Source organism: Lysinibacillus sp. FSL K6-0232 (assembly GCF_038008325.1).
Classification (GTDB): Bacteria; Bacillota; Bacilli; order Bacillales_A; family Planococcaceae; genus Lysinibacillus.
In genome coordinates, this window is record NZ_JBBOYW010000001.1 from 1297672 (window position 1) to 1320001 (window position 22330).

At 36.4% G+C, this 22330-nt stretch carries 25 protein-coding genes; 20 read left to right on the top strand and 5 right to left on the bottom strand.

Going from position 1 to position 22330, the window contains the following annotated elements; all coding sequences use genetic code 11:
- The first annotated feature begins 314 nt into the window (after positions 1-314).
- The 5 genes from MHB42_RS06120 to MHB42_RS20660 all read left to right on the top strand — a co-directional run bounded on the left by MHB42_RS06120 (position 315) and on the right by MHB42_RS20660 (position 3803).
- Positions 315-1073: a DeoR/GlpR family DNA-binding transcription regulator gene (locus MHB42_RS06120; RefSeq protein ID WP_340805038.1), complete on the top strand. Its 759-nt coding sequence runs from the start codon at positions 315-317 to the stop codon at positions 1071-1073.
- A gap of 42 nt (positions 1074-1115) precedes the next feature.
- Positions 1116-2276, top strand: a complete 1161-nt coding sequence (locus MHB42_RS06125) for an MFS transporter (protein ID WP_340805040.1) — start codon at positions 1116-1118, stop codon at positions 2274-2276.
- A 15-nt stretch (positions 2277-2291) separates the two neighbouring features.
- Positions 2292-3227 carry an aldo/keto reductase gene (locus MHB42_RS06130; protein WP_340805041.1) on the top strand — a complete coding sequence of 312 codons (936 nt, stop codon included), beginning with the start codon at positions 2292-2294 and terminating at the stop codon, positions 3225-3227.
- Positions 3228-3383: 156 nt separating this feature from the next.
- Positions 3384-3593, top strand: coding sequence for a hypothetical protein (locus tag MHB42_RS06135; RefSeq protein ID WP_340805042.1), 210 nt, complete (start codon positions 3384-3386; stop codon positions 3591-3593).
- 3 nt (positions 3594-3596) lie between these two features.
- Positions 3597-3803, top strand: coding sequence for a helix-turn-helix domain-containing protein (locus tag MHB42_RS20660; protein ID WP_445299987.1), 207 nt, complete (start codon positions 3597-3599; stop codon positions 3801-3803).
- A gap of 131 nt (positions 3804-3934) precedes the next feature.
- Here the strand turns inward: MHB42_RS20660 and MHB42_RS06140 are convergent, their stop codons facing one another.
- Complete coding sequence (locus MHB42_RS06140; RefSeq protein WP_340805043.1) at positions 3935-4774, bottom strand: helix-turn-helix transcriptional regulator; 840 nt, start codon at positions 4772-4774, stop codon at positions 3935-3937.
- Positions 4775-4963: 189 nt separating this feature from the next.
- Between MHB42_RS06140 and MHB42_RS06145 the strand changes: the two genes are divergently transcribed.
- The 12 genes from MHB42_RS06145 to MHB42_RS06200 all read left to right on the top strand — a co-directional run bounded on the left by MHB42_RS06145 (position 4964) and on the right by MHB42_RS06200 (position 17731).
- A complete protein-coding gene (locus MHB42_RS06145; protein WP_340805045.1) occupies positions 4964-6109 on the top strand; it encodes a Gfo/Idh/MocA family protein in 1146 nt (381 codons plus the stop codon).
- A complete protein-coding gene (locus tag MHB42_RS06150; protein WP_340805047.1) occupies positions 6106-6987 on the top strand; it encodes a sugar phosphate isomerase/epimerase family protein in 882 nt (293 codons plus the stop codon). Before MHB42_RS06145 ends, MHB42_RS06150 begins: the two co-directional genes overlap by 4 nt.
- A 491-nt stretch (positions 6988-7478) precedes the next feature.
- Positions 7479-8471 carry a Gfo/Idh/MocA family protein gene (locus MHB42_RS06155; RefSeq protein WP_340805049.1) on the top strand — a complete coding sequence of 331 codons (993 nt, stop codon included), beginning with the start codon at positions 7479-7481 and terminating at the stop codon, positions 8469-8471.
- Positions 8464-9462 carry a Gfo/Idh/MocA family oxidoreductase gene (locus MHB42_RS06160; RefSeq protein WP_340805050.1) on the top strand — a complete coding sequence of 333 codons (999 nt, stop codon included), beginning with the start codon at positions 8464-8466 and terminating at the stop codon, positions 9460-9462. Before MHB42_RS06155 ends, MHB42_RS06160 begins: the two co-directional genes overlap by 8 nt.
- Positions 9463-9480: 18 nt before the next feature.
- A complete protein-coding gene (locus MHB42_RS06165; protein ID WP_340805052.1) occupies positions 9481-10983 on the top strand; it encodes a sugar ABC transporter ATP-binding protein in 1503 nt (500 codons plus the stop codon).
- Between the two features lie 19 nt (positions 10984-11002).
- Positions 11003-11995 (top strand): ABC transporter permease, encoded by a 993-nt coding sequence (locus MHB42_RS06170; protein ID WP_340805054.1) that lies wholly within the window; start codon positions 11003-11005, stop codon positions 11993-11995.
- A 46-nt stretch (positions 11996-12041) separates the two neighbouring features.
- Entirely contained in the window at positions 12042-13019 is a 978-nt protein-coding gene (locus tag MHB42_RS06175; RefSeq protein ID WP_340805055.1) for a sugar ABC transporter substrate-binding protein, read from the top strand.
- A gap of 72 nt (positions 13020-13091) precedes the next feature.
- A complete protein-coding gene (locus MHB42_RS06180) occupies positions 13092-14099 on the top strand; it encodes a LacI family DNA-binding transcriptional regulator (protein WP_340805057.1) in 1008 nt (335 codons plus the stop codon).
- Between the two features lie 83 nt (positions 14100-14182).
- Positions 14183-15193 carry an inositol 2-dehydrogenase gene (iolG, locus tag MHB42_RS06185; RefSeq protein WP_340805058.1) on the top strand — a complete coding sequence of 337 codons (1011 nt, stop codon included), beginning with the start codon at positions 14183-14185 and terminating at the stop codon, positions 15191-15193.
- A gap of 81 nt (positions 15194-15274) precedes the next feature.
- A complete protein-coding gene (iolE, locus tag MHB42_RS06190; protein WP_340805060.1) occupies positions 15275-16171 on the top strand; it encodes a myo-inosose-2 dehydratase in 897 nt (298 codons plus the stop codon).
- Positions 16172-16264: 93 nt separating this feature from the next.
- Positions 16265-17077, top strand: a complete 813-nt coding sequence (locus MHB42_RS06195) for a sugar phosphate isomerase/epimerase family protein (RefSeq protein ID WP_340805062.1) — start codon at positions 16265-16267, stop codon at positions 17075-17077.
- 153 nt (positions 17078-17230) lie between these two features.
- Positions 17231-17731 carry a pyridoxamine 5'-phosphate oxidase family protein gene (locus MHB42_RS06200; protein WP_340805063.1) on the top strand — a complete coding sequence of 167 codons (501 nt, stop codon included), beginning with the start codon at positions 17231-17233 and terminating at the stop codon, positions 17729-17731.
- Positions 17732-17806: 75 nt separating this feature from the next.
- Here the strand turns inward: MHB42_RS06200 and MHB42_RS06205 are convergent, their stop codons facing one another.
- From MHB42_RS06205 to MHB42_RS06215, 3 genes are all read right to left on the bottom strand, one after another.
- Positions 17807-18121, bottom strand: coding sequence for a DUF5713 family protein (locus MHB42_RS06205; RefSeq protein ID WP_340805065.1), 315 nt, complete (start codon positions 18119-18121; stop codon positions 17807-17809).
- Between the two features lie 16 nt (positions 18122-18137).
- Positions 18138-18485, bottom strand: coding sequence for a hypothetical protein (locus MHB42_RS06210; RefSeq protein ID WP_340805066.1), 348 nt, complete (start codon positions 18483-18485; stop codon positions 18138-18140).
- A 230-nt stretch (positions 18486-18715) separates the two neighbouring features.
- Positions 18716-18979, bottom strand: coding sequence for a Parvovirus coat protein VP1-like protein (locus MHB42_RS06215; RefSeq protein ID WP_340805067.1), 264 nt, complete (start codon positions 18977-18979; stop codon positions 18716-18718).
- Positions 18980-19162: 183 nt separating this feature from the next.
- On the opposite strand from MHB42_RS06215, the gene MHB42_RS06220 reads away from it, so the two are divergent.
- Entirely contained in the window at positions 19163-20182 is a 1020-nt protein-coding gene (locus MHB42_RS06220) for a DUF418 domain-containing protein (protein WP_340805068.1), read from the top strand.
- A 111-nt stretch (positions 20183-20293) separates the two neighbouring features.
- A complete protein-coding gene (locus MHB42_RS06225; protein ID WP_340805069.1) occupies positions 20294-20503 on the top strand; it encodes a hypothetical protein in 210 nt (69 codons plus the stop codon).
- A gap of 57 nt (positions 20504-20560) precedes the next feature.
- Here MHB42_RS06225 and MHB42_RS06230 read toward each other — a convergent pair whose 3' ends face one another.
- Positions 20561-21031 (bottom strand): YbaK/EbsC family protein, encoded by a 471-nt coding sequence (locus MHB42_RS06230; protein WP_340805070.1) that lies wholly within the window; start codon positions 21029-21031, stop codon positions 20561-20563.
- Positions 21032-21153: 122 nt separating this feature from the next.
- Here MHB42_RS06230 and MHB42_RS06235 point away from each other — a divergent pair, with 122 nt between their 5' ends.
- Positions 21154-22302 (top strand): PstS family phosphate ABC transporter substrate-binding protein, encoded by a 1149-nt coding sequence (locus tag MHB42_RS06235; protein WP_340805072.1) that lies wholly within the window; start codon positions 21154-21156, stop codon positions 22300-22302.
- Positions 22303-22330 lie beyond the last annotated feature (28 nt).

Sequence of the window (22330 nt, forward strand, 5' to 3'; positions counted from 1 at the left end):
TTATTTTATGGTAAACTTTGATGGTGTATAGCGTAATTATATGGTCGTAAGGAGGTCTTTAGGTAATGTTGAGAAGGGATAAGAAATTTAGTAGAGTGCTTGATGGCAGGGAATAAAGGAAGATTGAGCATAACGAAAGTATTTGCATAATTATAGAGCATTTAGGGAAAAGAAATAAAAATAATGATGAATGCCAATTTTATTCTATGATATAGTATGTAAAATAATAATAATGATAAATGTATAAGAAATTGGTCAACTAATGAGTTGATTTTGGTTGTATACACTATAGAAAATAGCGAGGAGAATGCCCTATGATGAAATCACAACGGATTAAGGCGATTTTAGACTATGTAAGGCAAAAAGAGTCAGCATCATTGGATGAGCTTGTAGAAGTATTTAATGTTTCTAAAAATACGATTCGACGAGATATTCAAGAATTAGCAGAAAACGGGAAAATTACTAAGATACATGGTGGTGTATCGATTGCTAATTCTCAAACAGTGCCCTATCAGGATCGCAAGGTAAAAAAGTTACATGAAAAAAAGCTATTAGCACAGCTTGCAGCACAGTTTGTAGAGGATGACGATATTATTTTTATTGATTCTGGCACAACAACGCTAGAAATGCTGGATTTTATAAAAGATAAAAGAATTACTATTATCACAAACAATCTTGATTTTACATTAGATGCAACATACTATCCGAATTTAAGCATTTATTCAATGGGTGGTATGTTTGAGCGTTCTACGCGCTCTTATGTAGGGACAGAGGGTGTGGAAAACCTTTGTAAATACAATTTCAATAAAGCATTTATGGCGTCTACAGGCATTTCATTACCAAAGGGGATTACAAATTCCGCTCCATTAGAAACGCCTATCAAAACAAAAGTAATTGAAAGAAGTGAACAAGTTTTTGTACTTGTAGATCATAGTAAGTTTGGCAAGTATTCATTAACAACGTATTGTGATTTTACTCAAATTGATTATTTAGTCACTGACCGAAAGCCAGATGATAGTTATTTGAATCATAGTAAAGAATATAATTATAAAATTTTATATCCTGAAAAATAGTCTTTTTAAATAATGATATTTTAAGTATTGCGGAGTGATAAGGTGAAGAAATGGGATCAGTCGCTATTTTTAGTTATTGCATTTATTTTTTGGTTTGCTCATTTTTTATATATACCAATGCTATCTCCGTATATTGAGCAGCTTGGAGGAACATTTACCTTTACTGGTATTGTGCTAGCGAGCTATGGCTTAATGCAATTTTTATTTCGTGTGCCAATTGGTATTGGTTCAGATTTATTAAATAATCGAAAACTATTTGTTGTGCTAGGGATGGCTATTAGTACAGCGAGCTGCTTAGCCTTTGCGCTTACAGCAAGCTTGGAATGGGTATTAATTTCCCGTGCATTAGCTGGTATTGCTGCAGCAACATGGGTTGCCTTTACAATTTTATTTGCTAGCTATGCTGCAGATGACAGGCTACATAGCGCAATGGGCAATCTATCCTTTGCACTTGTCTTTGCACAATTGCTGGGAATGGCATTTAGTGCATGGCTTGTTGAGGCGTTTGGGTGGAGTGCGCCATATTGGATTGGTACAATATTAGGAAGTATTGGGCTACTGCTGTCCTTCTTTATTTCAGAAGGGCATAAAAGGACGGCAAACAAGCCTATTAAGCTACGTGAATTAGGCACAGTTGTCAAAGAGCCGATGCTATTGAAGGTGTCACTACTTTCTATTTTTGCTCATAGCATTATTTTTACAACGATGTTTGGATTTACGACAGCCTATGCATTAGCGAAAGGGTTACGACCAGCTGAAATCAGTCTTGTTGTATTTGCCTTTATGATCCCACATGCCATCGCTACATTAATGAGTGGGAAACCAATTATGTTGAAAATCGGTAAGTGGCGTATCTTGCAGCTAGCTTTTTTAACGACTGCCATCTTTACAATGATGATGGCGCTTATTGATACGAAAATATTTTTTTTATTGCTACAGATGATTAATGGCTTTGCTTTAGGTCTGTTATTCCCATTATTTTTAGGGATGGCTGTAGAGGAAATACCATATGAGAAGCGCGCAACAGCGATGGGTGCATATCAGGCTATTTATGCAATCGGCATGTTTGTTGGACCGTTTTTAGCAGGGCTACTCAATACTTCATTTGGCTTAGAAGCAAGCTTTTATTTTGCTGGCTGTATCGGCATATTAGGATTTATTTGTAGCCTTTTATGGTCTAGAAAGATACCAATTAATCTGTAATAGGGAGTGTTAAGCATGGTGAAAAAAGTACAACTTGGTCAAACAGAGCTTTATGTGAATCCAATTGGTTTTGGTGCAAATGCAGTAGGGGGGCATAATCTATACCCAAATTTAAATGAGGAAGAGGGTCTCGATTTAGTACGTACAGCACTTCAACAAGGGGTCAATTTTATTGATACTGCTTTTATCTATGGTCCAAAGCGTTCTGAGGAGCTAATTGGTGAAGTCGTAAAGGAGCAGGGGAATCGAGCGGAAACGATTATTGCAACAAAGGCTGCCCATGTATTAAATCAGGAAAATAAAAAATTTAATAATCATCCTACCTTTTTAAAAACGGCTGTAGATGAGGCACTTGGACGACTTCAAACTGATTATATCGATCTGTTTTATATTCATTTTCCAGATAATGATACACCAAAGGATGAGGCGGTTGGCGCATTAAAAGAGCTAAAGGATGCTGGGAAAATTCGCGCAATCGGTGTATCTAATTTTTCATTGCAGCAATTGCAGGAGGCAAATAAAGATGGCTATGTAGACGTTGTACAAGGTGAATATAATTTATTATTGCGTGATGCGGAACATGAGCTATTCCCCTATTTAAAGGAGCAGCATATTTCATTTGTGCCCTATTTTCCTTTAGCATCAGGCTTACTAACAGGTAAATTTAATGAACAGGCAACATTTGATGACTTACGCCAAGGGCTGCCATACTTCCAAAAAGAAGTTTTCGCTTCAAACTTGGCAAAGGTGGAGCAGCTTCGTCCAATTGCGGCTGCTAAGAACATTGAAATCGCTCATCTTGTACTAGCATGGTATTTAACACGTGAAGTCATCGATGTTATTATTCCAGGTGCAAAGCGAGCAGAGCAGCTTTTAAATAATTTAAAAACATTGGATGTCCAGTTAACGGCTGAAGAAATCCAATTGATTGATACGATTTTTAGTAAGTAAATAATGTTAAAAATCAGGCTATGCTGTAGAATATAGCCTGATTTTTTTATTTTCTCCTTAAACTATCTGTAATAGAAAACAGGGGAGAGTAGCAGGGATTCCTTCAGCTCAGAATCAATAAAGCTGTCCTATAATTGCCTGACTAACATATTAAATATGACTGAGCATGATCAAATAGATGAAGACGCCATATCGATTTTACTGCATAAAATTCTTTATGAATTAAAGAAGCTATCGAATCAAGTAGATGGCGCTCAAGTACATACAATTAGAAGTGCCATCCAATATCTTGAAAGTCACTATCAACAACCTATAACATTACATGATTTAGCTGATTATGCAGGATTAAGCTCCTATCATTTTTAAAGAATCTTTAAAAAGCATATGAGCTGCTCACCCTATCAATATTTAATTAGTTATCGTATTAATCATGCTAAAAGGCTTTTACATAATACAAATTTATCAATTCAAGAAATTGCCTATGCTAGTGGCTTTAATAATGTCCCTAGTTTTATACAAATGCTTAAAAAGCACACAAATCTATCACCTAAAAAATTCAGAGAAATCAAGTTTTAAAGGTTATAGAAAGCTATCGGCAAACTTAAATAATCCCAAGAAAATGCATCGAGATGAGCTTCTCGATGCATTTTGTTTATCCCGTATTAATGGGCTGTAAAACTCCCACTGATTGAAGATTCACTTTATTTTCAAAAATGAATATCCCGAAATTTTTTAGGGGAGAGGTGAACATGCTTTTTAAAGGTTGTAATAAAATGAGAGGTGCTATTAAAGCCACACATAAATGCAATTTCGTTAATGGTGGAATTGGAATTGTGCAGCATCTTTTTTGCCTGATTAATACGATAGTTAATTAAATATTGCACAGGACTACAATCTAAATGCTTATTGAATATTCTTGTAAAATAATAAGGGCTTAAATAAACATGATTTGAAATATCCTCTAATTTAATATCTTTATGATAGTTGCTTTCAATAAAATGAACTGCTTGCCGCACTTTTTTTTCACTCGTATCATTATTTAATTGAGAGAATTGATTTAGCTCACACAATATATGCTGGATGTAGAGTGAAATATAATGTTCATCTAAATGATTTGTTTCTGCCATTCGTAAAATACGATTCATATAGTCTAAAATAATATGTTGCTCCTCAATTGCATAGACACAGTCGTGTTTATTGTACAGCAAATCAAAATACTCTCGACTAGCATTTCCAGAAAAATGAAACCAATCAAAAATTGTATGGTCAGTAATTGCTTCATAACAATGTGGAAAATGGCAATCAAGAAACACAAAGGAGTTAGCAGCAGCTATAAATTCCTTTCCTTTATGTTGGATTTTCATTTGCCCTTGCTTAATATACAGAAATAAAAAACTATGAAAATTTTCCCTTGTTATTTTATATTCTGTTGTGCAATGAAATGTACCAGAGTAGATAATATAGTACAAGTTTTCCTTTGTAAATTCGTTTGCCATTGTAAAAAATATCTTTGATTGAGGTAGCGTACCTTGATCATGTGCCTTCATTACAGCCAACCCCTTATTTGTGAATGTATAACATTATCATAATTCAGCTTTCTATAAAGGGCAATATATCTAAATTTTTCGGCAATATACCATAATGACTTTCAAAAGGAACTATACTATTATGTCATTACGCAGAAGATATTGTTATTTCTGAATTTTTCGTGAACGATATATGAAGGAGGAATTTTCATGGATGTTAGAATCGGATTAATTGGTGCAGGATGGATGGGAAAAGCTCATACAAGCGCTTTTGCAAACGCTTTAATGGCATTTGGGCCTGAGTATGGTACACCTGTTTTTGAAGTAGTATCAGATGTGAGTGAGGACGCTGCAAAGGCAGCTAAAGAGCAGCTAGGCTTTGCGAGATATACAACAAGCTGGGAGGAAGTAATTCAAGACGAGCGTGTAGATTTAATTGATATTGCAACACCGAATGCTTTTCATTATGAAATTGCTAAGGCAGCATTAACACATGGAAAAAATGTTTACTGTGAAAAGCCTTTAACGTTATCTGCTGAACAATCTGTTGAGTTAGCACAGCTTGCAAAGGACAAAGGGGTTGTCAACTATGTAGGTTATAACAATGTTATGAATCCTGCAAATGCCTATATCAAAACATTAATCGATAAAAATAAGCTAGGCAAAATTGTTAAATTTTCTGGTACATATGATCAGGATGGGCTACTAGACGCATCGTTACCAATTACTTGGAGACATATTAATAAGTTTTCAGGTTCTGGCGCATTAGGTGATCTTGGCTCACATTTATTAAGTATCTCTCAATATCTACTAGGAAATATTGAAAATGTAAACGCTTTATCAAAAATTATTATTCAAGAGCGCCCTGTAAAAGTAGGTTCAGCAGAAATGGCTGAAGTAGAAAATGATGACGTAATCAGTATTTTGGCAAACTATCAAAATGGCGCAATTGGTATGATCTCGGCTAGCCGAATTGCTGCTGGTCGAAAAAATTATTTAGCCTATGAAATTCAAGGTACAGAAGGCTCTGTCTACTATTCATTAGAAAATATGAATGAGGTACATGTCTACTTTACAGGAGATGACTCGGCTGATCGTGGTTTCCGCAAAGTATTTTTAGGACCAGATCATAAAGGATACAGCGCCTTTTATCCAGCAGCAGGTATTGCGATTGGCTACAACGATATGAAGGTTTTAGAAGCACATGAACTATTAGCTGCTGTTACAAAAGGAACTTCCTATGCTTGTGATTTTGAATTTGGAGCAAACATTGATAAAACAGTTAGCGCTATTTTAGTATCAGCACAAGAGCAAAGATGGATCAATGTACACGAAAAAGGAGGAATCACAGTATGAACATAAAGATCGGCAGTGCACCAGATTCTTGGGGCATATGGTTTCCTAACAATGACAAACAAACACCATGGGAAAGATGCTTAAACGAAATGCATGAGGCAGGCTATCAAGGCATAGAGCTTGGACCTTGGGGCTATTTACCAAATAATTATGAGCAATTGAAGGCAGAGCTAGACAAAAGAAATTTAAGCTTAACAGCTACGACATTAGTGGGGGATTTAACCTCTTCCGAAAAGACGGATGAACTAATTGCATTATTGGATGAGATGAGTGCTGTTCAATTAAAATTTCCGACAGCTAAATATGTTGTATTAATTGATGATTGCTATACAGATTTATTTACAGGTGAGCTAGTGCGTTCACCACAGCTAAACGATGAAGAATGGCAGCACTTTGTAGCAAATATTGATCGTATTAAAGACTATGCAAAGGAAAAATACGACTTAGAGGTTGTTTTCCATCCACATGCACAAAGTCATATTGAAACAGAGGAGCAAATCGAACGTTTATTGCAAGATAGCGATATTAATCTTTGTTTAGATACTGGCCATCATGCTTATACGGATGGTGATCCTGTCGAGTTTATGCGTAAATATCATCAGCGCATTCCTTATTTACATGTGAAAAGCTGTGATTTAGCGGTGCGAGAAAAAATGAAGACTGAAAATTGGTCCTTTGCCAAGGCAGTTAGTGAGGATATTATGTGTGAGCCTGAAAAGGGTGTTGTGGATTTTGAGGCATTTGTCCAAGTATTAAAAGATATTGATTATCATGGCTGGGCAGTTGTAGAGCAAGATATGTATCCTGCTCCATTTGATAAACCATTCCCCATTGCTAAAAGAACATATGACTATATTAGTCGACTATTAGAGGAATAGATTGTATGTGTGCAGAAAAATACATTTTTTCTGCACACCCTACTTTATCATTGCCCCGTTTACATAAGTGAATGATAAAAAAATGGTTATTTTATTGTGAAAATTAAATGAAAAATAGTTATTTTTCTTGAAAATAATGATTGCTTTATTAGTAATAATATGAAAAAATATGGTTAATTTATTGGTATGTGTTGGTGAATTGATGATTTTTTGTGAAAAAAATTTAGAAAAACTAAATTTTGTTAGTATAATAATTTGAATTGTTAGATTATTACGTATAAATAGGATATTTACTTGAAAATACTATGTTTTGTAGTAATAGCAACCTATGAATTTTGTTACTTTAAAATAAGAAAAATAGGCATAAATGACAAAATCATAGCTATTACAAGAAAATTATATATTGATTTATTTTTCACAATTTTGTAATATTCAATTTAAGTAAGCGCTTAACTAGATGTATTTTCCTATTATGAAAAGGGGTGATGACCATGAATTGGGGTATTATTAGTGCTGCTAATATTGCATACGATGAGGTTGTTCCAGCTATTCGCCGCTCAGCTACTTCTAAACCATATGCACTTGCTACAAAAACAAAGGACAAGGCACAACGTTTTCAAATTACTAATGTTTATGCCACATATGAAGGTTTATTAGCTGATAAAAATATAACATCTGTATATATACCATTACCGAATGCATTGCACCATGATATGGTGATTAAATCATTAAAATCTAATAAACATGTGCTAGTGGAAAAGCCTGCGACGATTTCACTGGAGGAAATGCAGCATATTGCAGCAACCGTACAGGAAACAGGTCGATATTTTTTAGAAGGCTTTATGTACCAATATCATGAGCAACATAGTAAGATGCGAGAATTATTGCCTTTAATTGGAGAGATAGTACATATTAAAGCTCATTTTTCGTGGTTATTAGAAAATAAAGAAGATATTCGCTTAAATCCATCCTTAGGTGGAGGAGCAATGTATGATGTTGGCTGCTATTGTATGCATGCGATTACACAGTTAATTGGCTTTAAGCCAGTAGCCATTAGTATGGTCAGCAATACGCTTTCTGATATAACGGTTGATCGTACTAGTATTTGTACAATGGTTGATAAGCATGGAAAAACGGCAACCTTTACTTGTTCAATGGAAATGCCATTTCTTGATTACTATGAAATTGTTGGCGAAAAGGGCATGTTGAAAGTTTTGCATAGCTTCCGTCCTGATGTTTCAAAAAATGGCAAAGGCATTGTAGAGCTCTACAACCATGCAGGAGATTTATTAGAGCAGCATGCTATTTGGGATGATCAATATTTAAGACAAATCGAACACTTTGAACAGCAAGTAAATAGTCAAATAGCTTGTGAAAATAGCTTACAGCAATCACTTGAGCTAGCACACTATTTAGAGCAAGCCTATAAATCTGCTTATCAAAAAGGCAAGTTGATGGAAGTGGGGGATATACAACATGCTTAATGTAGCTGTTATTGGATTAGGAAGATTAGGGCGTTGGCATACCTTTAATTTACAGAAAATTAAGAATGTTAATCTTGTAGCTGTTTGTGATTATTCAATCGAAGTTGCACAGCGTGTTGCAACAGAGGCTGGAGTGCCACATTTTACAAATGATGTGGATGAAATTATGCATAATGAGCAAGTGCAAGCAGTTGTGATTGTTACTTCTACAAGTACACATTATGAAATTATTTTAAAGGCAATTGCTGCCAAGAAAGCTATTTTTGTAGAGAAACCCTTAACCATTAATATGGAAGAATCTTTACTTATTCAGCAGGAAATTGAAAAAACAAATATATTTTGTCAAGTAGGCTTTATGCGACGCTTTGACGATGATTATGTAGAAGCAAAGAGAATGATTGAGGCAGGCGCAATTGGCAAGCCGCTTTACTTTAAAGGCATTAGTCGCGATCCAGTTGCACCAGATATAAGCTTTATTCCACGTAGTGGCGGCTTATTTATTGATTTATGTATTCATGATTATGATTTAGCCCGCTTTTTAATGGGCACAGAAGTGAAAGCGATTTCTGCGTTTGGTTGTACCATTAAATATCCTGAGCTAGCACAATATGATGATGTAGACCAAGGTTTCACACATCTTCAACTTGTCAATGGTGCTGCAGGAGATATAGAAGGAAGCCGTTGCGCGTACTATGGCTATGATATTCGAACTGAAATTATCGGTTCAGAGGGCACGCTGCTTATTGGAAGCACAAAAAAATCAAATGTTCATATTTTAACACCACAAGGCAATTTGCATGAAATTATTCCTGCATTTCCGCAACGTTTTGAATCTGCTTATGTCAATGAGTTAAGCGCTTTCGCTGAGGCTGTTCTCAATGAAGCGCCATCACCTGCAACTGTTAAGGATAGTATAAAGGCTTTACAAATTGCTTATGCAGCAACAGCCTCATATAAAGAACAGGGAAAAATAATGACAATCGAGCACTAGAAAGGGAGAGTGTTAACGATGCCTGAAGAAATACTTGTAATGAAAGATGTTTATAAAAGCTTCCAAAATAACCATGTATTAAAGGGAGTAAATCTAGGTGTTCGACGCGGGGAAGTACATGTATTATTAGGCGAAAATGGTGCTGGAAAATCCACACTCATCAAAATTATTACAGGTGCCTATGCAATGGATAAAGGTGAAATGTTTTGGGAAGGTAAGCCTGTTCGCATTACTGGGCCAATATCAGCTATGGAGCTTGGCATTGCGACCATTTATCAGGAATTAAACGTTATTCCAGAGCTAGCTGTATATGAAAATATCTTCTTAGGACGAGAGCTAAAAAAGGGTGGCAAATTTGGCATACTTGATCGGGCAACAATGATTAAGCAAGCTGAGGAGCTATTAACACGTTTAGGGCAAGATCCGAAATTAGCGACAGTTCCGCTTAGTAAATTAGGGATTGGTCAACAGCAGCTTGTAGAAATTGCTAAAGCATTAATTTTAGATGCGAAAGTATTAATTATGGATGAGCCAACAGCAAGTTTAAGTGGTGTGGAGGTAGAGCAGCTTTATAAAATTGTGGAGCAACTACGAGCTGAAGGCATGGCTATAGTATTTATTTCCCATCGCTTTGAAGAGATTCAGCGCTTAGGAGATCGTATTACGATTTTACGTGATGGACAAGGTGTTGAAACGGTAGAGGTTGCCACAACACAGCAAGATTATTGGATTGAGTTAATGGTAGGTCGCTCGCTTGATGAGAAATTCCCTAAAAAGGAATTCGTGCAAGGAGATGTTGGCTTTAAAGTTGAGAACTTTAAAGTGACAGCAAACTCGCCAGCCTTAAATATGGAAATTCATTACGGAGAAATTTTAGGGATTTCTGGGTTAGTAGGAGCGGGACGAACAGAGCTAGCACGAGCTATTTTCGCTGCTGATAAACGACATTCTGGAGAAATTTATATTGATGGTGTGAAGCGAACAATTAATAATCCTCGTCAAGCAATTGAAGCAGGTATTGCTTTTATTACAGAGGATAGAAAATCAGAGGGGTTATTGTTAGATTTACCACTTGATTTTAATGTTTGTTTAGCAAATATGAAGGCATTTAAGGGAGCTGGAAAGCTATTAAATCCTGCTGAAATGCGGAAAGAGGCAGCTAAATACGTCAAGGAATTACAAATTCGTCCAAGCAGCATTGACTTAAATGCACGCAACTTTAGTGGTGGTAATCAGCAAAAAGTAGTCATTGCTAAATGGCTTTGTACAAAGGCGAAAGTTTTTATCTTTGATGAGCCAACGCGAGGAATTGATATTGGAGCAAAAGTTGAAGTATATCGTTTAATGAATCATTTAGTTGATGAAGGTGCACTTGTATTGATGATTTCATCTGATTTGCCAGAAATTTTAGGTATGTGTGATCGCGTGTTAGTGATGAATCAAGGTGATATTACAGCGAATTTACCAATTGCTGAAGCAACGCAGGAAACCATTATGAAAGCAGCAACAATTGGGGCATAGCGTTTGGAGGAGGAGTAGTATGAACGAAGTAACTGAAACGACGTTGAAAGTAGAAGAAAAAGAACAAGGCTGGAAGAAAATATTAAGTAAATTTGGTTCACTTTTGGCATTAATCATTTTAATGGTTGTTTTGACGATTACATCTGATAAATTCCTGACCGTCAGTAACCTGATGAATATTGCAAGACAATCGTCTATTAATGCTTTACTAGCAATTGGTATGCTACTACCAATTTTAACAGCCGGTATTGACTTATCGGTAGGCTCGATTTTAGCGGTGTCCATTATGATTATGGGGATTGTTGCCGTTAATATGGAAATGGGTGCATTAGCTGGAATTGCTGTTTGTTTAATTGTTGGGGCAGCCTTTGGTTTACTAAATGGTTTATTATTAACGAAATTACGCTTACCACATCCATTTATTTCAACATTAGGAACAATGAATATTGCGCGTGGTATTGCCTTAATTATTACGGCAGCCGCACCCATTGCTGGCTTCCCATACTTGGTTCAATTTTTAGGCAGTGAGTTTGTAGGACCTATTCCAGTTAGCTTCTTATTAGTCATTGTTGTCTATATTATCTTCCATATTTTCCTTACACGTACTCAAACAGGGCGCTATATTTATGCGATCGGTGGCAATAAAGAAGCAGCACGCTTATCGGGGATTAATGTAGATCGAGTATTAATTATTGTTTATACAATTAGTGGTTTTATGGCAGCTTTAGCTGGATTAGTCATGGTAGGACGTGTAAACTCAGCCTTCCCATTAGCAGGGCTTTCCTATGAGTTAGATGCAATTGCTGCTGTTATTATTGGTGGCGCGAGCTTCTTTGGTGGGGTAGGAACTGTCTGGGGGACATTAATTGGGGCATTGATTATTGCAGTGCTCCGTAACGGGCTAAATTTACTGAATGTTTCGGCGGATTTCCAAATGACGGTTATTGGTATCGTTATTATCGCTGCCGTTTTTGTAGATGTTTTACGTCAGCGTAAATCTAAATCCAATTAGTGATGTTAGTAAAAAAATATATAAATGAATTTGGAGGCTATTAAATATGAAAAAAGTATTCAAACCATTCCTATCTTTTGCTTTAGTAAGCTCGTTATTTTTAGCAGCATGTGGCGATGATTCGTCATCAGGCTCAGATTCAGGTTCAAGTTCAGGCTCAGATGGTGATAAAAATGTATCAGTTGTTTTAAAAACGGTTTCAAGTCCTTACTGGAAATATGTAGAGGCTGGTGCTAAAAAAGCAGGTGAGGATTTAGGCGTTAATGTAACAGTTGTTGGTCCTTCTGCTGAATCTGAAGTTATTCAGCAAGTAAATATGTTGGAGGATCAAATTAGCCAATCACCTGATGCTATTTTAATTTCACCAACGCAGCCAGATACAGTTATTCCTGCATTGGAAAGAGCAGCAAAGGATATTCCAGTTATTTTAGTAGACTCCGATGCAGATTTTGAAGGAAAAGTATCATTTATCGGTACTGAAAACTACAATGCTGGCGTTGAAGGTGGTAAACAATTAGCAAGTTTGTTGCAATCAGGGGATAAGGTTGTACTTATTTCAGGGGCACTAGGAAATCCTGCAACAGATGATCGCATTAAAGGTGCTAAAGAGGCATTAGAGGAAGCGGGAATGGTGGTTGTTTCTGAACAGCCAGCAGATAGTGATAAAACAAAGGCAATGTCTGTTATGGAAAATATTTTAGAGAAAGACCAAGATGTTAAAGGTGTATTTGCAGCAAGTGATGATATGGCATTAGGTGCATTGCGCGCAGTTCAGGCGAGGGACTTAGATATTAAAGTGTTTGGTGTAAATGGTGATGAAGAGGCTGTTAATTCCATTTTAGAGGATGGCTTAACAGGATCAGTTGCGCAAAATCCATACGATATGGGCTACCAAGGTGTAGAAATTGCTGTAAAAGCAGCGGCAGGTGAGTCTGTGGAGGAACGTATAGATAGTGGGATTACGATTATTACAAAAGAAAATGCACAGGAGCACTTAGATTTCTTAAAATCTATTAGTAAATAACAAGATAGCTATAATATGATTGCGATTATAGGTTATATTAGTAGGGACATCATTAAATAAAAGGAGTAATCAATGAAAAAATCAACTATTTATGATGTGGCAAAAAAAGCTAATGTATCAATTGCTACTGTTTCAAAGGTTGTCAACAATAAAGGACAAATCAGCGAAAAAACACGCAATCATATTAAGCAAGTAATGCAAGAAATGGATTATGAGCCAAGCACTATTGCAAAAGCATTATCAGGAAAAGAAACAAAAACACTTGGTGTAGTCGTACCAAATATTGCAAACCCCTTTTTTGGAGAAATTACACGCGCTTTAGAAAATAAAGCGCGTGAGATTGAATATGCCATTATTATTTGTAGCACATATAATCAGTCAGAGCGAGAAAAGGAATATATTAATTTACTGTTAAAAAAGCAGGTAGATGGCATTATTATTGCAACAGAGCAGCTTGATAGCGAAGTGTTAAAAAAGATCAATAAACGCAATACACCCGTATTGAAGTTCTCTGTCTATGCAGACCCCAATGAAACGGCTAGTGTGACAACAAATAATTATGAAGGTGGCTATATAGCAGCTCGCTATTTATTGGAGAAAGGTCATCAGCATGTTGGTATTATCGGTGATTTATCAAGGGATAGTGAATATAAACGTATTCAAGGATTTTGTAACTATTTTGAAATGCATCAATATGCTGTTCCGCAGTCCCATATTATTTCGTGCAATTCGGAGTTAGTTGAGGCAAAGGTGGTAGCAGAGCAAATACTAGCTTTAGAGCCACGTCCAACCGCATTGTTTGCAACAACCGACTTCTTTGCGATTGTTGCAATAAATGCAGCACTAGAGCAAGGTCTACGCGTGCCAGAGGATTTATCGGTTATTGGCTTTGATAATACAATTTATGCACAGCTTTGTCAGCCACAGCTTACAACAATTGAGCAGCCTGTTGAAGAAATGGCACAGTTAGCTATTCATCAATTATTAAAAATTATTAAAGAAAAAAAATGCGCACCATTTGAACAAATTGTGTTAACACCCAAATTAATTGAAAGACAAAGCGTAAAGCCATATAGCTAAAGTAGAAGGATTTATAGCCATGATAAATCCTTTAAAAAGGCTATTTAGGTTAAGCGGTTACCTAAAAAAGGAGAGATAGAGTTATGGTGAATATTGGCGTGATTGGAGCTGGTCGTATTGGGCAACTTCATATTGATAATTTACTAACAATGCCAGCAATTAATGTAAAGGCAGTAGCGGATGTGTATATCGAAAATGTGCGTGAATGGGCAGAGCAAAGACATATTGAACAGATTACAAATAACCCAATGGATATTATTCAAAATCCAGAAATTGACGCTGTATTTATTTGCAGTCCAACAACAACACATAGTGAGCTAATTAAAGCTGCTGCCCGTGCGAAAAAGCATATTTTCTGTGAAAAGCCTATTAGTTTTTCAACTGACACAACAAAAGAGGCATTAGAGGTTGTGAAAGAAGAAGGTGTTAAGCTACAGGTAGGCTTTAATCGTCGCTTTGATACAAACTTCCATACGATTCAGCAGCAAGTTGCAAATGGGGCAATCGGCTCTACGCATACCTTACGTATTACATCACGTGACCCTCAGCCACCACCGATTGATTATATTAAAACTTCTGGCGGCTTATTTATTGATATGATGATCCATGATTTTGATATGGCTCGCTATGTAATGCAATCAGATGTTGTAGAGGTTCATGCTAAAGGCGCTGTCCTTATTGATGAAAAAATTGGTGAGGCTGGCGATATTGATACAGCTATTGTGCTATTAACATTTGCCAATGGCAGCATTGGAACAATTGAAAATAGCAGAAAAGCGATTTATGGCTATGATCAAAGATTAGAAGTATTTGGCGATAAAGGTGCCTTAGTATCTGAAAATAATCGTCCATCTAATGTGACATATTTTAGTGAAGCTGGTGTCGTAACAGATAAGCCATATCACTTTTTCTTAGAGCGTTATACACAGGCTTATATTTCTGAAGTGGAGCAATTTGTAGCGGCTATTGTCAATAATACAGACGTTGTTTGTTCAGGAAATGATGGTTTACAGGCAGAATTGATTGCTGAGGCTGCTAAAAAATCAATGGAAACAGGTCAGCCTGTACAAATTGCATCTTTATTAGAGGTATAAGTATCTATATAGGAGCGGTCTTTCAATAGAAAAGGCTACTCCTATTTTTATCAGTACATAAAATAATTGGAGGTTATAGTGATGCTTAATAAAAATGATATTCAATTAGGAATTGCCCCAATTGGATGGACAAATGATGATTTACCGGAGCTCGGAAAAGAGGTAACATTTGAACAATGTATTAGTGAGATGGCTTTAGCGGGATTTATAGGCTGTGAAATAGGTAATAAATTTCCAAAGGAGCCTGAAATATTGCATGCTTATTTAGATATTCGTGGTTTACAAGTAGCTTCTGCTTGGTTTAGTGCCTATTTAACGACTGCGCCATATGAAGAAACAGAGCAAGCCTTTGTTAAGCACCGAGATTTTCTACATGCAATGGGTGCAAAAGTGATTGTTGTATCGGAGCAAGGCAAGAGTATTCAAGGTCAGCAGGATGTGGGTGTGATTCGCAATAAGCCTGAATTTACTGAAGAAGAATGGGCGCGACTAACAAACGGATTAGAGCAGCTTGGGCAGCTTGCTAAGGAAAAAGGGATGCGTATTGTTTATCACCATCATATGGGGACAGGCATTCAAAATATACCCGAAATTGATCGTTTAATGGCAGAAACAGATCCAGCGCTTGTATCATTATTATTTGATTGTGGTCATTTATATTTTGCCGAGCAGGATTATTTAGCGGTGTTACGAAAGCATGGAGAGCGTATCCATCATGTCCATTTAAAGGATGTGCGGGCGGATGTGCTAAAAAAGGTTAAAGATGATAACTTAAGCTTTTTAGATGCTGTTAAGGCAGGGGTATACACAGTACCGGGCGATGGTGATATTGATTTCCAGCCTATTTTTACATTATTAGCGGAGATAGGCTATAAAGGCTGGTTTGTTGTAGAGGCTGAACAAGACCCTGCAAAGGCAAATCCATTCCAATATGCAAAAATGGCTCGGTCATATATTGAACAATTAACAGGATTATAATAGTTGCTAACATACGTACATGTAAAATCACACTTTTCTATACTTAATTTAAAAAAGGTGGTTTTTATTATATAAAATTAGGAGCGAAGTACAATGAGCAGAGATTATGGTTTATGTTTATGGACGTTTGGCGATATTTCTTTAGAGGAGAAATGTAAGTTAGCGCAGGAAATTGGTGTTAGCGGTGTAGAGGTGCAGGGTGATGTAACACAAAATCCGCAAGAATTGGCAAATATGCTCGCTACATATAATTTAAAGGTGTTATCTGTTACACCTGATAATGTAGATATTTCTAGTGACAAAGAGGAGGTTCGCTCAAAGGCAGTCCAATATTTTTTAGATTTATTAGACTGGGCACAAGAGTTAGGGGCAAGCCGTATTTGTTTACATGGTGATGTAGGGAAAATAGCGGGATGTGGAGATATTGATAAGGATTGGCGACTACTTGTGGATAGCACTAAAAAAGTGATGAAGAAGGCTGAAGCTTGCAATATGAATGTCGTATTTGAAGTATTGAATCGTTATGAAAACCACCAAGTTGTAACAGGGCAGGAGGCTTTGGCATTAATAGATGCTGTTGGTAGCCCGCGATTATATATGTTATTAGATGCCTACCATATGAATATTGAGGAGGCTAATCCTATCGAGGCATTAAAACAGGCAGGCAATAAGCTAGGAATGTATCATATAGCAGATTCAAATCGTCAAGCAATTGGCAATGGCCATGCAGATTTAAAAGGTCAAGTCGATGCTTTACATGCCATTAACTATACAGAACCAATTATTATGGAGATGGTGGCGGAGGGGCCCAATCCTTTTACAGCCGTTAAAGGGGAAGATTATCTGCATGTGCTGACAGATTATTATCAAACGTCATTAGCCACATTGAAAGAATGGGAGCAGTAACAATTATTTATCTTTTATGAACGTAAAGTCCAAAGCTTACCATCAGCTATTTTGATGATAAGCTTTTTTTCATTGTATAAAAGATGTAAAATAAATATATGTTAAAAGAGCGATGATGTACACGTTCTTAACTTTTTAGAGGGGGAATATCGGATGAGAGGTATCATTGAAAACAAACGTGTAGAAATTTCACAAGAGGAAGCACAAGCATTTTTAAAGCAGGGGAGAGTAGCACATGTAGCAACTGTGGATGAGGATGGCTATCCATATGTAGTTCCCTTTGTGTATGTGTATGAGGGTGATGATAAATTATATTTGCATATTGGTAATCTTCGAGAAAGCCATTTTTGGTCAAATATTCAGCAAAACCCGAAAATCTGTGTAGAGGTAAGTGAGATGGGTGATTTACATCCAGGGAAAAAATATGCCTGTCAATCAGCACTTGTTTATCAAAGCGTTGTACTTTTTGGACATATTACTCGAATTGAGGAGGATATAAAAAAAGAGCGATTCTTTGATGCGCTGCTAGATAAATACGGCAATCCTGAATGGACATTTGAAAAGGAAGGCTATCCAATCCTGCCTAAAATTGAATTATTTGAAGTACAAATCGAAAAAATAACAGGGAAAATTAATCACGGTATGTATCATTAAGTCATATTTTTGAAAGTTCAAGATGCCCCTAAAGTTAGAATTTGGGGGCATCATTGAAGTAATGCTTCGGTTTATTTACCACTCACGCTCTCTTAATGCTTCCTCTACATCAATTGCAATATCATATGCCTGTAATATCGCAATCACCGTTTCTGCAATACTATCCCTGGCAACTGTTTCAAGCTCACTATTATGCTCATAAAATGCATCCTCTAAATCATTAATTGCTAGTGTTATCGTATCAAATTTCTCTTGAATCTCCTCTAGGGAATGGGAGCCCTGCTCTAAATATTGCACAACCTCCTCTAACAATACTTTAATTTTATCAACTAAAAAATCTGGATAATAATCATCCTTATACATTATTTCTAAATAGTTGATTCCTTTCATGATATTCAGCTCCCTTTTAGTTATTTGGCATTTGCCAGCCTTCTTGATCATCCCAAATAGCATCTGTATCATCTAAATGCACATGCCAATCTCCTCCAATGATTGCTCTGCGAATATCCGTCAAACATTGCAGCCAATAAAACAGCGTTTGTACTGTTGCTTCGTAATCATCTACTAAAGGTAGCTTTGTTGATCCTTGAAAAATAGTGTCAGTCGCATCAGCATCATAAACATAAAAGGTTTCCCCAATATTTGACCATTGAAAGTTTTTGTTGTATGTCGTAACAATATCCGTTATTTTTTGCTGTTCTTCGTTGGTTAATGGTTGATTGCGTATACATGTATAATAAAGAGATACACCCATTCTATCTTCTCCTATTCTTTTTTCTATTTATTTCATTATTCTATAGCGTCTTTATTTATACATGATGCAGAAAGCCTTAAAAATTTTGAGCTAATAGGTTTATTGTTTAGGTAAAATATTACATTCGAGAAATAGCTTTATCTATTAGGTATTTAACGAAAGCATCCGATAAATATATCTGAGCGTGAAACTAAAAGGAGCAAAAACATCGTTAAATAATCACTTGAGGGCTAAAAGAATCGATTACGTAATTCAAACACTTTATGAAATAATCTAGCATCTTTAGCTATCTTATGGGGCGTGTTCATAAAAGGGCGTAAGCATTGCTGAAATAATTGATCACAATATCTTGAACGACCGTAGCGCGCATAGCATTCATCATGCTGTTGACAGCAAGCATCTACAGCATTTGTAGGCATGCCAGGACCTGAACAGCCTGGACCACAATAGCGATAGCCCGGGTAGCAAAAACCAAACTTGCGATGTTGATGCATGAAGGTAACCTCTTTTCTAAAATGGTTTTACTGTAAAATATGTCGAATTTCTTGATAAAGAAGGATGAAAAACTAAAACATAAAAATATATTGATTTGTAAGGTTGCTGTAAGCTTAAAAGAAAATAGCTGTAAGGATGGAACGTTATGATAGCTATAGCTTAACAAAAGGAGCATTAGCAATATGAACTCATCCATTCCACAACAAGAACGTATTGTTTCCTTAGATATTATTCGAGGATTAGCGTTATTGGGTATTTTATTTATCAATGTAGGAGCTTATCAGGTTATGATAGAGGGAGGGCCAATGCCTGATTATAGCGGTATTAATGGCGTGATTGATGCCCTTATTAATATCTTTATCGAAAAGAAATTCTTTTCAATTTTTTCTTTTTTATTTGGTGTTGGTTTTTATATTTTTGCCTCACGAGCAGAGGCAAGGGGAGATCAACCGAAACGATGCTTTGCTAGACGTTTAATCGCCTTATTTATCATAGGTATTGTGCATATAGTGATATTTTGGGGTTCGATTTTAGCCATGTATGCAGTCATTGGTTTTTTATTGCTGCCATTTTATCGTGCACAAATGACAACGATTCGTCGATGGCTGTTTGCTATTATGACACTTCACCTACTTGCTATTGTAGGACAATTGTTTATAGCCCATAATAGTGTTGTTAATTTTTTAGGAAATGATGCAATGACCATTTTTATTATGTTTTTAAGTGGTTTTTATGTAGCGAAAGCAGGCTGGATTCAGCAATGTAGCGATAATATTAAATGGATACTATATATAACATGCCCATTCTTTATTGGCTTCTCCATATGGATTTGGTTTGCATCACAGGCAGACTATGCACATATCCAAGCGATCATTAGTCTAGGAACTATTCCAACAGCTTATTTTTATTTGGCTTGCTTATTTATACTCTTGGACAATAAGCAACTAGCAAAGCTCCTTCAGCCCATTGGACGAGTGGGGCAAATGGCTTTAACAAACTATTTATGTCAAAGCTTAATTGGTACAGCAATTATTTCATTGATGGGGCTTGAAGTTGTTTCGCCATCAAATATTGCTGTTATCGCCTTACTTATTTTTGCTATTCAAATTATTTTTAGCGTAATATGGTTTAAATTTTTTACAATGGGGCCGTTTGAAAAGTTATGGCGCTATATGACATATGGTAAAAAAGTTAATGGTTAGTGATGCTTTTGCCACTTAATAATGGAGGCTATCTTTGTATTCCTATAAAAAATGATTTATAGTTAATAGAGATAATGACGTAATCGATTGAACCTTGGGGAGGAGATTGAGATGTTTAAAAGATATTTAGAGAATCGTAGAAAGCGAAAGACGCTACATCGTGCCACACAGGAGTCAACGAATGATCATGCATTTAACACGATAAATATTGCGTCTAGCACTGCAAACGAGCGCTGTGATTCTTATAGTTCCACCTATGATAGCTATTCAAGCTCAAGTGATTCTAGCAGCTCATCTGATTCTGGTGGCTCATGTGATTAAATGAACGCTAAAATTGGCAGCATCTTTAACTAGTGCTGCCAATTTTTTTATGCTTTATTATTGCCAGCCCTTGCATACATCCACCCATTCTTTATAAGGTGTGTAGGTTTCTAGCTCTGAAATAGTGACCTCGATAGCAGAATTACTACTTCCACAGGCTGGGAAGACGGTTGTAAAGCGTTTAAGTGATTCATCTAAATAAATGTCCACATCTTCATTGACACCAAAAGGGCAAACGCCTCCAACATCATGTCCAATTTTGTCCTCCACATCCTCTTTTGCCAGCATTTTTGCCTTTGTACCAAATAATGCTTTATATTTAGCGTTGTCAATTTTCGCATCGCCTGCCGCAACGATTAAGATTGCTTTGTCGTCCACCAGAAATGATAAGGTTTTTGCAATGCGTTCAGGCTCACAGCTCAATGCCTGCGCAGCTAATTCGACAGTGGCAGAGCTTTCCTCCAATTCCTGTATTTTATGTTCAACATGCCAATGTGCTAAATGCTGACGTACTTTTTCAATTGCCATATGTACATTCCTCCTTGCTATACAAAACTAATTTTAACATAATTTTCAGAATATATAGTTGCAAGCGGCTTATTTTTTAAGTATCATTAGTGTAAAATTACACTAAAAGGGAGAGATTAATAATGATGAAGCTTCTACAAATTGTCAGTATATTAATTGCTCTATCATTTGTGACATTTATAGTAACGTTTATTTTAATACTAGGCGGGCATTTACATCTTATGGGGTTAGTCTGGACAATTTCCGCTTGTTTATTTGTGCTAATTGTTTGTAGTATGATGAATTGGTTCAATACAAAAACGAAAAAGGGTTGGGTCATAGGTATTCTTAGTGTGGCATTGCTAATAGCTACCATTCAACCGATTCGCTACTATTATAAGATGAGCATTCCTACTGTAGATGCAGAAATTGATGTCTTTGCCTATGAGCCATTTTCGCGCAATAATAAGGTGATAAAGTCTGATACAGAGGCATCCTTACAGTTAACACAGCCATTGCCACGCTTAGATGGTGCAACAGCTATGTACCCTTTGTATGCGGCATTTGTAGAGGCGACCTATCCTAAAAATAATTATTCACCGTATGACAGTATCGTAAAGGTTAGCCGTACACCAGAAGCCTATCAAAATTTATTAGTAGGCGATACAGATATTATTTTTGTAGCGGCTCCATCTACATCACAGCAATGGCAGGCTGAAAACAAGGGACTAGCATTTAATATGACACCAATTGGACGGGAGGCATTTGTCTTTTTTGTTCATGCTAACAATAGTGTTGATAATTTAACACTTGAGCAGGTAAAGCAAATCTATGCGGGTGATATAACAAATTGGCATGAGGTAGGTGGTCAGGATGATGCCATCCGTGCTTTTCAGCGTCCAGCAGATAGCGGTAGTCAAACAGCACTTGAAAAGCTGATGGGTGATCAGCCTATTATGGAAGCGCCAACTGAAGATATTGCCTCAGGAATGGGCGGTATTATTCAAGAGGTTTCAAAATATCGAAATTATAAAAATGCGATTGGCTATACATTCCGCTATTATTCTACAGAAATGATTCAGAATAAGGAAATAAAATTATTATCCATTGATGGTGTAGCGCCGACAAAGGAAAATATCCAAAATGGTACGTATCCTTTAATAGCTGAATTTTATGCGGTGACAGCAGGAACAGAAAATCCCAATGCGCAGAAGCTGATTGATTGGATATGTTCAGATGAAGGACAGGCAATAATCGAAAAGGTTGGCTATGTGCCAGTGGCAAAGAATTAAAAAATTTGTTATACTAAAAAGAACATAA

Excerpts from the sequence above, each read along its gene's own strand:
- MHB42_RS06135 (WP_340805042.1), top strand. The coding sequence starts at position 3,384 with ATGACTGAGCATGATCAAATAGATGAAGACGCCATATCGATTTTACTG.
- iolG (WP_340805058.1), top strand. The coding sequence starts at position 14,183 with ATGGTGAATATTGGCGTGATTGGAGCTGGTCGTATTGGGCAACTTCAT.
- MHB42_RS06195 (WP_340805062.1), top strand. The coding sequence starts at position 16,265 with ATGAGCAGAGATTATGGTTTATGTTTATGGACGTTTGGCGATATTTCT.
- iolE (WP_340805060.1), top strand. The coding sequence starts at position 15,275 with ATGCTTAATAAAAATGATATTCAATTAGGAATTGCCCCAATTGGATGG.
- MHB42_RS06175 (WP_340805055.1), top strand. The coding sequence starts at position 12,042 with ATGAAAAAAGTATTCAAACCATTCCTATCTTTTGCTTTAGTAAGCTCG.
- MHB42_RS06150 (WP_340805047.1), top strand. The coding sequence starts at position 6,106 with ATGAACATAAAGATCGGCAGTGCACCAGATTCTTGGGGCATATGGTTT.
- MHB42_RS06160 (WP_340805050.1), top strand. The coding sequence starts at position 8,464 with ATGCTTAATGTAGCTGTTATTGGATTAGGAAGATTAGGGCGTTGGCAT.
- MHB42_RS06205 (WP_340805065.1), bottom strand. The coding sequence starts at position 18,121 with ATGAAAGGAATCAACTATTTAGAAATAATGTATAAGGATGATTATTAT.
- MHB42_RS06140 (WP_340805043.1), bottom strand. The coding sequence starts at position 4,774 with ATGAAGGCACATGATCAAGGTACGCTACCTCAATCAAAGATATTTTTT.
- MHB42_RS06215 (WP_340805067.1), bottom strand. The coding sequence starts at position 18,979 with ATGCATCAACATCGCAAGTTTGGTTTTTGCTACCCGGGCTATCGCTAT.
- MHB42_RS06230 (WP_340805070.1), bottom strand. The coding sequence starts at position 21,031 with ATGGCAATTGAAAAAGTACGTCAGCATTTAGCACATTGGCATGTTGAA.
- MHB42_RS06120 (WP_340805038.1), top strand. The coding sequence starts at position 315 with ATGATGAAATCACAACGGATTAAGGCGATTTTAGACTATGTAAGGCAA.
- MHB42_RS06155 (WP_340805049.1), top strand. The coding sequence starts at position 7,479 with ATGAATTGGGGTATTATTAGTGCTGCTAATATTGCATACGATGAGGTT.
- MHB42_RS06210 (WP_340805066.1), bottom strand. The coding sequence starts at position 18,485 with ATGGGTGTATCTCTTTATTATACATGTATACGCAATCAACCATTAACC.
- MHB42_RS06220 (WP_340805068.1), top strand. The coding sequence starts at position 19,163 with ATGAACTCATCCATTCCACAACAAGAACGTATTGTTTCCTTAGATATT.
- MHB42_RS06200 (WP_340805063.1), top strand. The coding sequence starts at position 17,231 with ATGAGAGGTATCATTGAAAACAAACGTGTAGAAATTTCACAAGAGGAA.
- MHB42_RS06145 (WP_340805045.1), top strand. The coding sequence starts at position 4,964 with ATGGATGTTAGAATCGGATTAATTGGTGCAGGATGGATGGGAAAAGCT.
- MHB42_RS06180 (WP_340805057.1), top strand. The coding sequence starts at position 13,092 with ATGAAAAAATCAACTATTTATGATGTGGCAAAAAAAGCTAATGTATCA.
- MHB42_RS06170 (WP_340805054.1), top strand. The coding sequence starts at position 11,003 with ATGAACGAAGTAACTGAAACGACGTTGAAAGTAGAAGAAAAAGAACAA.
- MHB42_RS06165 (WP_340805052.1), top strand. The coding sequence starts at position 9,481 with ATGCCTGAAGAAATACTTGTAATGAAAGATGTTTATAAAAGCTTCCAA.
- MHB42_RS06225 (WP_340805069.1), top strand. The coding sequence starts at position 20,294 with ATGTTTAAAAGATATTTAGAGAATCGTAGAAAGCGAAAGACGCTACAT.
- MHB42_RS06235 (WP_340805072.1), top strand. The coding sequence starts at position 21,154 with ATGATGAAGCTTCTACAAATTGTCAGTATATTAATTGCTCTATCATTT.
- MHB42_RS06130 (WP_340805041.1), top strand. The coding sequence starts at position 2,292 with ATGGTGAAAAAAGTACAACTTGGTCAAACAGAGCTTTATGTGAATCCA.